Source organism: bacterium (assembly GCA_024228115.1).
Classification (GTDB): Bacteria; Myxococcota_A; UBA9160; order UBA9160; family UBA6930.
Map to the genome: position 1 here is coordinate 1 of JAAETT010000573.1, position 10,982 is coordinate 10,982.

At 63.6% G+C, this 10,982-nt stretch carries 10 protein-coding genes; 5 read left to right on the plus strand and 5 right to left on the minus strand.

Features of this window, described 5'->3' with window-relative positions:
* Positions 1-189: 189 nt before the first annotated feature.
* Positions 190-1,050 (plus strand): hypothetical protein, encoded by an 861-nt coding sequence (locus GY937_23690; GenBank protein MCP5059717.1) that lies wholly within the window; start codon positions 190-192, stop codon positions 1,048-1,050.
* Between the two features lie 66 nt (positions 1,051-1,116).
* The gene (locus tag GY937_23695; protein MCP5059718.1) at positions 1,117-2,280 is read left to right on the plus strand and encodes a serine hydrolase; all 1,164 of its coding nucleotides are present in this window, start codon (positions 1,117-1,119) and stop codon (positions 2,278-2,280) included.
* A gap of 119 nt (positions 2,281-2,399) precedes the next feature.
* Here GY937_23695 and GY937_23700 read toward each other — a convergent pair whose 3' ends face one another.
* Genes GY937_23700 through GY937_23720 form a run of 5 tightly spaced genes read right to left on the minus strand, consistent with a single transcriptional unit; the run spans position 2,400 to position 9,137 of the window.
* Positions 2,400-3,392: a phosphotransferase gene (locus tag GY937_23700; protein MCP5059719.1), complete on the minus strand. Its 993-nt coding sequence runs from the start codon at positions 3,390-3,392 to the stop codon at positions 2,400-2,402.
* Between the two features lie 3 nt (positions 3,393-3,395).
* Positions 3,396-4,670, minus strand: coding sequence for an aspartate aminotransferase family protein (locus tag GY937_23705; GenBank protein MCP5059720.1), 1,275 nt, complete (start codon positions 4,668-4,670; stop codon positions 3,396-3,398).
* 55 nt (positions 4,671-4,725) lie between these two features.
* Positions 4,726-6,417, minus strand: coding sequence for a molybdopterin-dependent oxidoreductase (locus tag GY937_23710; GenBank protein MCP5059721.1), 1,692 nt, complete (start codon positions 6,415-6,417; stop codon positions 4,726-4,728).
* Between the two features lie 12 nt (positions 6,418-6,429).
* Entirely contained in the window at positions 6,430-7,524 is a 1,095-nt protein-coding gene (locus GY937_23715; GenBank protein ID MCP5059722.1) for a 2Fe-2S iron-sulfur cluster binding domain-containing protein, read from the minus strand.
* Positions 7,521-9,137 (minus strand): NADH-quinone oxidoreductase subunit F, encoded by a 1,617-nt coding sequence (locus GY937_23720; GenBank protein ID MCP5059723.1) that lies wholly within the window; start codon positions 9,135-9,137, stop codon positions 7,521-7,523. The genes GY937_23715 and GY937_23720 overlap by 4 nt, the downstream gene beginning before the upstream one ends.
* A gap of 259 nt (positions 9,138-9,396) precedes the next feature.
* Between GY937_23720 and GY937_23725 the strand changes: the two genes are divergently transcribed.
* Genes GY937_23725 through GY937_23735 form a run of 3 tightly spaced genes read left to right on the plus strand, consistent with a single transcriptional unit; the run spans position 9,397 to position 10,868 of the window.
* Positions 9,397-9,759, plus strand: coding sequence for a PadR family transcriptional regulator (locus tag GY937_23725; GenBank protein ID MCP5059724.1), 363 nt, complete (start codon positions 9,397-9,399; stop codon positions 9,757-9,759).
* 10 nt (positions 9,760-9,769) lie between these two features.
* Positions 9,770-10,372, plus strand: coding sequence for a class I SAM-dependent methyltransferase (locus GY937_23730; GenBank protein MCP5059725.1), 603 nt, complete (start codon positions 9,770-9,772; stop codon positions 10,370-10,372).
* Positions 10,365-10,868, plus strand: a complete 504-nt coding sequence (locus GY937_23735) for an MFS transporter (protein MCP5059726.1) — start codon at positions 10,365-10,367, stop codon at positions 10,866-10,868. Before GY937_23730 ends, GY937_23735 begins: the two co-directional genes overlap by 8 nt.
* Positions 10,869-10,982: the final 114 nt, after the last annotated feature.

Here is a 10,982-nt window from a genome sequence, read left to right on the forward strand (position 1 = left end):
GTGATGAGTTACGTGGACGGACACAACGATGATCCCACTCCCTTCGTCTGGTCCAAGACAGCAGAAGAGATCATCGAAAAGGTTGGCAGAGCCAGGCGCGCGCTGGATAATGCCCCAACAGCGTGAATCACATCACTAGCAGGCAAAGCAGGCGGGACGGACCCAGCTTGCGTTGGCTAGCATCCGGCCGTGCCGATCTCCTCGGAAATCGTCGGGCGCAGCGGCGAGCCGGTCGTCCACGCGATCGATGCGCGCTGGACCATGGCCTATGCAGCCGGCCTCGGAGACATGGCGCCGGTGTACCTCGACACCCAGGCGCGTTCAGACGTGCTGGCCCACCCCCTTTTTCCTGTTTGCTTCGAGTGGCCGCTCTTCCTGGACCCGCGTTGCATCCCCACGGATCTCGAAACCGCGGACCGCATCCGCGGCGTCCACGCCAGTCACGATCTCGAACTCCACCGCCCCGTCCGTGCCGGCATGGAGCTGACGACGCGGGCCACCATCGCAAAGGTCGAGGCACGTCGCTCCGGCGCCTACCTGCTGGTGAAGCTCGATACCACGGCTTCGGACGGCCAGCCGGTTTCGACGACCTGGTACGGCACCCTCTACCGCGGTGTCAAAGTCGAGGGCGGCGACCGCTCGCTCGAGGGACTCGGCGAGGTTCCCCCGCCCGCACCGGCAGGCGACGAGGCGAAGGAGCACTCGATTCCCGTCGCTCCGAACGCAGCCCTCGTCTACACGGAGTGCGCGCGGATCTGGAATCCGATTCATACGGATTCCGCCTTCGCCAGGGCGGCGGGCCTTCCCGAGCCGATCCTTCACGGCACCGCAACCTTGGCGCTCGCGGTATCCCGCGTCGTCGCCGAGTGCTTCGGCAGCAATGCGGAGAGCATCTCGCGGATTGCAGCCCGCTTCGGAGCCATGGTGAGAATGCCCTCGACCCTCAGCTTGCGCATCGGCCCCGTGCGGGGCGACACCGTGCGCTTCGAGGTTCTCGAGCCCGAAGGCGGCCGAGCAATCCGCGACGGGCTACTGACGGTACGACACTAGAAACGAAGCGCCGTCCGCATCTCCATCGGGAAACCATCCCCCGAACGACCCAGAGGCCTCGAGCCCATGACGAACGCCAACGTAACCGCCGACAACTGGGGATTCCCCCCATTCAACCGCTCGAGCTTCCAACGCATCCAGTCGCTGTTCCCGACAGCCCGTATCCGCCGTGGGAGTCATCCTGCGACAAGCTTCGGCAGCGCGGCGGGAGAACTGGGTGACATCTCCTATACGGGGCTCGAGGGCGAGCGCCGCGATGTAGAGGAGATGCTCGCCAACACCTACACCGATTCCTTCCTCGTAGCCAAGGACGGTGCGATCGTCTTCGAGCAGTACTTCAACGGGATGGCGGCGGACGGCCACCACCTCATGAATTCGATGACAAAATCCTTCGTGGGTGCCCTCGCGGGAATCGCAGTGATGGACGGATCAATCGATCTCGACCGGCCCGTGTCCACCTACATTCCGGAGTTCGAGAAAACGGCCTTCTCCGCAACCGCCACTCGTCATCTCCTGGATATGACAGCAGCCGTGCGATACGGGGAGGACTATGCCGACTCGAGCGCGGATTTCTGGATCGAGACGGCTGTGGTCGGCTGGCGCCCGGCGTTGTTGGACGCCGACTCAGCCAGCTGCCTGCTCGACTATGCAAGGTCGTTACGAGAGACGGAGCAACTCGACGGTGAGAAGTTCCACTACCGCACGGTACTGACCAATGTGCTGGGGATGGTCCTCGAACGTGCCACAGGCCGAAGGCTGGACGAACTCCTACAGACCGAAATCTGGTCCAAGCTGGGGCCTGACCAAGATGCTTCCATCGTCGTGGACCGGACGGGTTTCCCGTACGTCGGTGCGGGCATGAGTGCCTGCCCGCGAGATCTGGCGCGCTTTGGCCAGATGATCGCTCAACGGGGCCACTTCAACGGCCAACAGATCGTCCCTGTGGCGTGGATCGACGACATTCGAAACGCAGATGCCCACACCAGGAGGGTCTTCAAGGAAAGTGAATACGGCGCGGTCATGCCGGGCGCCCACTACCGCAACCAGTTCTGGGTCGCGGATCCGGAGCGTGGCGTCATCCTCGCCATTGGCATCCACGGTCAAACGATCTACATCGACATCAGCACCGGCGTCGTCATCGTGAAGTTTTCCTCTCAGCCAGAAGCGTTGGATCTCCTGATGTACCTGGATGCATGGGCTGGGATGGATGCGATCTCGAAGAGCGTCTGATCGCTGGCCACCTCCGCCAGCGGCGGTGACGAGAGAGAGCGTCCGCGTCCAGCGCGCGCTCGCCACCAATCCGACCATGCGCGGAGTCGAGCCAAGCGCCGCACCACCGCAAACCGCTTCTACGAATCCAGGAGGAACTCCCTGGCCCGAGCGCACGAATGCTCGATCAAGACGGGCAGGAGCTTGTACAGCTCGACTTCGGGGCGATCGTTCAGCCAGCCCAGGGAGGCCAGCATACGGAGGAGCACGAACATCGGCAGGAGCGCCAGGTCTTCATCCGAGATCGCTCGCTGGGATCGATACCCCGCAATCAACGCGTCTCGGATCGGCTCGAAATCCGGCGTCGTCACGTAGTCGAACAACACGACCGCCAGATCGTATTGATGCCAGCCAAAGCCCGCATCGTCGAAATCGATGACGAAGACACGGTCGCCATTGACGAGGACATTGGTCGACCTGAGATCCGCATGGATCACGCTGTAGGTGCCGCGCTCTTTTCCGTACTCCGAGAGCTGGGCGTGGATCCGGCTGCGGGCATCGACCAGCGTCTCGTGCTGGTCAGGCGTGAGCTGGGGGATGTCCCAGAACCGGCCCCAGAAAGGGGACTCACCCATGAACCCGTCCGCATCGAAGGCGTGCCGTTCGAAGTGGTAAGGTGGCTGCCAGGCAACGGCCTGATCGTGCATCTTCGCCATCAAACGGCCGAGCTGCTCGAACTGCGAATCACGTTCGGCCGCATCTGCCGACCTTTCGATCGCCTCGCTGAGCGGCGCGCCCTCGAACCACGGGACGAGACCGACGTGTCGGACCTCGTCGGTACCGGGTACTCGGACGACCGCGTAGTAACCACCGCTGCGGGTTGGTACGGCAAGCGGAACCCCGATTCCGGCCTCTTCCAATGCCGTCGTCCAGAGCGGTTCCGATTCCAGTTCGGCGAGCGTGTGATAGCCGGGGCGATGGACACGCAATGCAAAGGTCCGGGCATCCTGCGTATCGACACGAAACACCACGTTCTCACTTCGTGAAACCAATTCGACCTTGGGCGCGCCGACATCCCACTCGGCAAGCGCGAGGTCGGCTACCGCGCGGATCACGCCATCCGGATACTCCATGAGCTAGTAGAGTTCCCGAACCGTCTCGTCGAACGCGGCCAGGAACTGATCGACGTGCTCGCGCTCGAACACCAGGGGCGGCCGGAGCTTGACCACGTTGAACATGGCACCGGCGTTGCTCGCCAAGAATCCCTTCTCCTTCAGCCGGTTGACCACCCGGATCGAACCTTCAGGGTCGGCTTTCTTCGTCTCACGATCACTCACCCAATCGAGCCCGATGAAGAGGCCGTGTCCGCGAACGTCGCCTATCGCTTCGCAGTCGATCTTCTCGAGACTCTCCCTGAGATAGGTGCCGACCTCCACCACCTTCTGCTGAAGCTCCTGCGTCTCGATCACGTCGAGCACCGCCGACCCTACTGCCGCCTGCAAGGGGCTCGCTGCGAATGTGTTGAAATAGCCCGAGCGTTTGCGGAACGTGTCGACCAGGTCTGGGCGCGCCACGACGCCCGCAAGGGGAAGCCCACTCCCCATGGGCTTTCCCATGGTCGCGATATCCGGCACGAAACCGGTGGCTTCGTAGCCCCACCATCGCCCGCTCCGACAGAACCCCGCCTGCACCTCGTCGGCAATGAAAAGGCCGCCAGCATCGCGAACCAGCTTGGCCGCCCTTGCCATATAGCCTTCGGGAATGTCTGGCAGGCCTTCGTTGGCGAGCAGCGAGCAGACCAGCATACCCGCCAGAGGAACCCCCTCCTTTACGAAGCTCTCGATCGCGTCCTCGACATCGGCCAGATAGAGATCGGCGAGCTCCCCTTCCGAAACGCCTTCTTCGATCGGTCGAAACGACTGAGGGAACCGAACGGAGCGGATTTCCGGATCCTTCCTGCCTCCTGCCCAGGTGAGCTTGCTGACCAGAGCCGTGTTGCCGTGGTACGCCCGATCGGTGCAGATGATTCCGCGACCACCGGTCGCGAGCCGAGCCATGCCAATTGCAACCTCGTTGGCCTCGGTCCCAGTGCACGTGAACACGATGCGCTCCAGCGATGCGTCGTGCTTGGCGACGAGACGCTCTGCGTAGTCGATCACGCCCTCATGCAGGTAGCGGCTGTGCACGTTGAGCGTCGCGGCCTGGTTTCGCATCGCTTCCACGACGTGAGGGTTAGCATGCCCCACGCACGGCACGTTGTTGTACATGTCGACGTAGCGCTTGCCGTCAGCGTCGAAGAGGTAGACCCCTTCGCCGCGAACGACATGGAGCGGCCGTTCATAGAAGAGCGGTGCCCCTACTCCGAGAATGCGCTCTCGACGTGCGATCAGGTCCTCTGTCGAATCGGCCATGCGAACCTCCCTTCGATTCCTTCAGTACCCGAATCGCTGCAGGCAGACGAGGTTGCTAGCGGGGCGGGCCACTCTCACGATAGAAGCTTCCGGGAAAGCGTTCCTCTTCCCCGCCGCCCTCGACCCGGCTCACCTCGGCTGCGCAGACTTTGTATTCGGCCGTGCCGGTAACCGCATCGCCCGCATCGTTGGTCAAGACATTGGCCCGCGCTTCGCTGAAATGGAGCGGCGTCCAGATGCACCTGGGGCGCACCTGGCGTGAGACGATCGCCCGAGCCTGAACCGCGCCGCGGCGGGTGCGGATTTCGACCCGGTCGCCATCCGCAATGCCACGCTTGCGCGCATCACTCGGATGGATCTCGACGAAGGCCTCGGGCTGCTTCGTGCTCAGGCCGGGTTCGCGCCGCGTCTGGGTTGCAGCGTTGTAGTGGTAGAGCGTGCGACCCGTCGAGAGCAGCAGCCCATATTCCTCGTCGGGCAGTTCCATCGACGGCCGATACTCCACCGCAGTAAGCAGACCCTTACCCCGCAGCACGCCACCTTCGTGCAGATACACTGTCCCCGGATCCTCGGGCGTCGTGCAGGGCCATTGCAGACCCGTCATGCCGTGGTTCACCTCGTTCTCGAGACGCTCATAGCTGATGCCCGAGAAGTTCGGTGCGTCGCGCACCATCTCTGCGTAGATCTCGCCCGGTCCGTCGAAGCTCCAGATCGTGCCGCATGCCTGGGCAAGGTCGACCAGAATCCTCCAATCCGCACGCGCCTGGCCAGGCGGGTTCACGGCTTTGCGGACGCGCTGCACGCGCCGCTCGGAATTCGTGAACACACCGTCCTTCTCGGCGAAGACGGTCGCCGGGAAGATCACGTCAGCAAAGCGTGCCGTCTCGTTGAGGAAGACGTCCTGGATGACGAGGAACTCGTTCGCGTTGAGAGCCTCCTCCAGCCGTAGCACGTTCGGCTCCGAGAGCAGCACGTCCTCGCCCATGACGAACAGGCCGAAGATCTCCTTGCCGACCGCCTTCATCATCTGATTGAGGTTCAAGCCGGGCTCGGAACGCAATTCGACGCCCCAAGCCTCTTCGTACTTGGCCTGCACCTCCGGATCGTCCACACGTTGGTATCCCGGATAGAAGACCGGCGAAGCACCCGCGTCATTCGCTCCCTGTACATTGTTCTGGCCACGCAGCGGATTCAAGCCGGTCGAGCGCCGGCCCAGGTGGCCCGTCAAGAGCACCAGATTCGCCAAGGCATAGACATTGTCCGTCCCGTGGGAGTGCTCAGTGATACCCAGGGTATAGTAGATGCCCGCCTTGTCCGTCGTCGCATAACGTCGTGCAGCCCAACGGATATCCTCGGCAGGAACTCCGGTGATGGACTCAGCGTCTTCGGGTGTGTACTTCGCCACCGTTCGACGCACTTCTTCGAAGCCCTCGGTATGCGCCGAAACGAAAGACTCGTCGATCAAGCCCTCCGCGACGATGACGTGAGCCATCGCATTCAGCAGCCAGACATCCGTGCCGGGCTTCAGCTGGAGGTGTTTCTCGGCGATCTGTGTCATCCAGATCGCCCGCGGATCGGCCACGACCAGCGTCGCGCCCTGGGCTACGGCGCGCTTCATCTCCATGGCGATGATGGGATGCGCCTCGCTCGTGTTGCTGCCGATGACGAACAGGAAATCCACATCCCGGATCTCGGAGATCGAGTTCGTCATCGCTCCCGCTCCGAAGGTCGCGACCAGACCGGCCACGGTGGGAGCGTGTCAGGTGGCCGCGCATTGATGGACGTTGTTCGTTCCGAACACAGCCCGCGCAACCTTCTGGACGAGATAGTTCTCTTCGCCCGTGCAACGCGAACTCGAAACGAATCCCAGGCCATCCGCGCCGTGCCGCTCCCGCACGCCCATGAGGCCGTCGGCCGCGATGCGCAGCGCATCCTCCCAGCTCGCGTCGTGCAGTTCGCCGTCCTTCCCACGCACGAGAGGCGTTGTCAGGCGATCGCCGTGATGCACGAACTCGTAGGCGAAGCGCCCCTTCACGCACAGGTTGCCATCGTTCGTCGTCGTGCCGGGCTCCGGGCTCGTCACCTTCACGATGCGCCCGTGCCCGTCCTCACCCGCACGGTCGACATTCAGATCGATCTGGCAGCCGACGCCGCAGTAGTTGCATGTCGTGCGCACCGTCTCGAGTTGAAGATCGGGCCTGGCTTCCTGCACGAGCGGCATCTTTTCAGCCATGGCCCCGGTCGGGCAAACGTCGATGCACCCACCGCATATCTCGCAAGTCGTGTCCAGCAGCGAGAGTTCATCCGCCGTCGAGATCGTCGTCTCGGAGCCCCGACCGGCGAGGGCGATCGCACTGACGCCCTCGATTTCATCGCAGTATCGGGTGCAACGCGCGCACAGGATGCAGGAATCGGCGTCGTAGTGGATGTAGGGATTGCGATCCCCGGGCCGCCCGGCACGCTTCTGTGACAAGCGTCCCCAATCCGAAGCCGCCTCGAACTCCGTCACCATTGCCAGCAGCTGGTTTGGCGTTCCGCTTTTCGCGGGTTCTTCTTCCTGGGGATGATCCGTCATGTAGAGCGCGAGCAAGCTCTTGCGATGCCGATCGATGCGCTCGTTCTCGCTCGCCACGACCATGCCCGCCTGGGCCTGCGTTGCACAAGCCGGCGCAAGCCGTTGCCAGCCCTCGATCTCGACTAGGCAGGTACGACAGGCTCCCACTGGTTTTAGGCGGGGATCATGGCAGAGCGTCGGAATCTCGACGCCATTGCGCGTGGCCACGTCGAGCAACGTCTCGCCGGGTTCGAAAACGAGCGCCCGGCCGCCGAGTGTGATGCGAGGCTGCTGGCTCACGAAGCTGCCTCCGGGCCACCGAACTCTTCGGGGAAATGCTTCAATGCACTCGTCAAGGGTAGCGGCGCCGCCTGCCCCAGCCCGCAGATCGAACCTTCGTTCATCTGCCACGACGCCTCGGACACGTTGCGCAGCGCATCGGTCTGGTTCGCCTCGGCGGATAGTCGACGCTCGAGGGCGTCTCGGAGGAAATAGGTGCCGATCCGACATGGTGCGCATTGCCCGCAGCTCTCCGCCTCGAAGAAACGCAGCTGATCGAGAACGGCCTCGCGCAACGGGTAGGAATCGTTCAAGACCACGACGCCCGCCGAACCCAACATGGTACCCGCTTCGCTCAATGACTTGAAATCAAGCGGCCGACCCCGCTCGCTGGCGGGAAGGAAGCCGGAACTTGCACCCCCCGGGCTGAAGGCAAACAACTCACCGACGTAACCTCCTGCCTTCTCGACGAGTTCATCCAGCGTCACGCCCAGCGGCAACTCATAGGTCCCAGGCCGCGCGACATGACCGCTGACGCAATACAGCTTGCTGCCCGGCTCTTCTCGGCCGAGCCCCCGGAACCACGCTCCACCGCGCATCACGATCCCCGGAACACAGGCGATCGTCTCCACGTTGTGAATCAACGTAGGCTTGCCCCACAACCCAACCTCGGTCGGGAACGGCGGTTTGTGTCGTGGCATGCCCCGTTTCCCTTCGAGCGCCTCGAGCAGCGCTGTTTCCTCGCCGCAGATATACGCTCCCTGCCCCGCGTGTAGATGGAACTCCAGCCCATCGAGCAACCCGGCGCCTCGGAAAGCTTCGAGGGTTTCCTCGAGTACGCGCCAGGGCACCTCGAACTCACCGCGCAGGTAGAGCCAGATCGCCTCGGCTCCGACGGCGCGTGCCGCGATCACGAGCCCCTCGATCACCCGATCCGGCCGCCGCACGAGCAGCTCACGATCCTTGAACGTCCCCGGCTCGCCCTCGTCGGCGTTCAGAACGACGTAGCGCCGCGTTTCGGCCTGAGACCGCACGCCCTTCCATTTGATGTGCGCCGGAAAGCCTGCACCACCGCGTCCCTGCAGACCGGACTCCTCGATGGCGGCGATCACGCGCTCGGGCCCGATTTCTTCCGCTCGCCGCAGCGCCGTTCCGTCCAAATCGATTGCGCCGTGGAGATCAAGAGCCAACCCCTCGGCGTCCGGCCTTTCGGGCCAGACATGCCCGCACCAGCTCTCCTCGCTCAGACCGCCCCGCGACATCAACGCTTGCCAATCGCCCTTGGCCTCTTCCACGTCCTGGGCGCGTACATCCGGAAGCACACGCCTCTCCCGCAGAACAGCGGGTGCCACATCGCAACCGGCGAGACAGGACACACCCTCCACGGGCATGCCCGCCTCCTGCGCTGCCTTCAGCACGCGGTCGCCTCCAGCCATCCGACAGGAGAGACCGGTGCAGACCCGTAGCCTTGCCTCGGGACGTGCGAGCATGTGAAAAAAGGTCCCCACCCCATGGGCATGGGCCTCGGGCACACCGATCTCCTCGGCCACCCGACGCGGAACGCCCTCCCGCATGCCGCCGGCTTGCTGGAGAGCTCGGGGTAGAGCGTGCTTGGCGTCGCGTTCATCCGTCATGACTGCGGACAGGATACCGAGTCCTCTCGTCCGGTCTGTCCTTCCGTTGCCCGTAACCATGGCGCAGAGAGCGAAGCGTGAAGATCCGTGGAAGGAGCCGCGTACGCCCGAAATGCCGAGCGAAAGATCAAGGCTCGAGTGACGACTCGAGCCGTTTCCCGCTGGCCCTCTATATCGGTTGACGATAACGGATTTCGATATATAGTTTGACTGGTCACTCAATCTGTTTCGTCACTCCACTCGGAGCTGGAGACGACCGGTGGCACAGAACGGAGACAATCGGGGAGACAGGGACCTCTACTCGGGCCTGATCCGACTCCACATCCTGCATCATGCCAGCCTGGAGCCGATCTTCGGCCTCGGCATCATCGAAGAACTCTCGCGACACGGCTATCGGCTGAGCCCCGGAACCATCTACCCGCTGCTCCACGGCCTCGAACGGAGGGGGCTGCTGCGTTCCGCACAACAGCGATCGGGGCGATCTTCGCGCCGGACCTACCGGGCCACCGCGCGAGGGCGCCGTGCTCTGCGGGAAGCAAGCGAGAAAGTCCGAGAGCTGTTCGGAGAACTCTTCGAGGGCGAAGCCCAGACGAAAAAGCCTCCCGCGCCCAGGAAGAGATGACGCAATGCTGTTGAATCGATTCGAGACCTTGGCGATGAACAACCCTGTGCGCACGGCCATTCAGAGGCATTTCGAGGCCCAACGCCTCCTCGACATGGGCGGGGCTATGAACGGCGGCATGGCACTCGAAGTGGGCTGCGGCCGAGGGATCGGCGCAGAGATCATCCTCGACCGCTTCGGTGCCGATCGGGTCGACGCCTTCGATCTCGATCCGCGGATGGTCGAATTGGCCGGCCGTCGCCTGGCCACGCGCGGTGGAGCCGTGCGTGTCGCCGTGGGTGACGCCACGCAGATCACTGCCCCCGACGAGAGCTACGACGCGGCCTTCGACTTCGGCATCCTTCACCACATCCCCGTCTGGCGCGACGCCCTCCGCGAGATCTACCGGGTGCTCAAGCCCGGAGGCAGGTTCTACGGCGAGGAGGTCCTCGCACACGCACTCGAGCATCGTCTCTGGGCCCGCCTCTTCGAGCACCCGCGCGAAGATCGATTCGACCTCGCCCGCTTCCGCGAAGCTCTCGAGGTGCAGGGCTTCCAGATCGTCGAAACACGCACGCTCGGTAGGGACTTCGCGTTCTTCGTTGCGGACAAGCCGAGCCTCCGTGATGCCTGAGACCGAGTCCCCGCAACCGCAGCGCAAGATCCCGCGCAATCTCTGGGCACTCTCGGGCACGAGCTTCCTCATGGACGTCTCCAGCGAGATGATCATGAACGTTCTCCCGCTCTTTCTCTCGAACGTGTTGGGCGTCGGCACAGCGGTGATCGGCCTGATCGAGGGCGTAGCTGAATCCACCGCCAGCCTGCTCAAGGTGTTCTTCGGCAATCTCTCGGATCGATTGGGTGCCAGAAAGCCGCTGGCGGTTGGCGGCTACGCCCTCTCCGCTCTCGCCAAGCCCCTCTTCCTCCTCGCGGGCAGCTGGGGAATGGTGGCCGGCGCGCGCTGGGCCGATCGCGTCGGCAAGGGAGTTCGAACCGCACCGAGAGACGCATTGATCGCGGACTCGATCGACGCCTCCGATCGCGGGCTTGCCTTTGGCATGCACCGGGCAGCGGATACCGGAGGCGCCGCTCTGGGCCTGCTCATTGTAGACGCTCACTCAGAAGCGTAGAAATCTGATCATTTGGCCGGGGGGCGACGCAGCCCGCCGTTCCGGATTCCGATTCAGATCTTCCGGGTCGAAAGGTCCTTGACCCAGGGCGAACGCCCTCCCGGCTCGACCGGA

Bases quoted from the DNA above. Each gene is read 5' to 3' on its own strand.
- GY937_23695 (MCP5059718.1), top strand. From the start codon at position 1,117: ATGACGAACGCCAACGTAACCGCCGACAACTGGGGATTCCCCCCATTC.
- GY937_23700 (MCP5059719.1), bottom strand. From the start codon at position 3,392: ATGGAGTATCCGGATGGCGTGATCCGCGCGGTAGCCGACCTCGCGCTT.
- GY937_23705 (MCP5059720.1), bottom strand. From the start codon at position 4,670: ATGGCCGATTCGACAGAGGACCTGATCGCACGTCGAGAGCGCATTCTC.
- GY937_23720 (MCP5059723.1), bottom strand. From the start codon at position 9,137: ATGACGGATGAACGCGACGCCAAGCACGCTCTACCCCGAGCTCTCCAG.
- GY937_23735 (MCP5059726.1), top strand. From the start codon at position 10,365: ATGCCTGAGACCGAGTCCCCGCAACCGCAGCGCAAGATCCCGCGCAAT.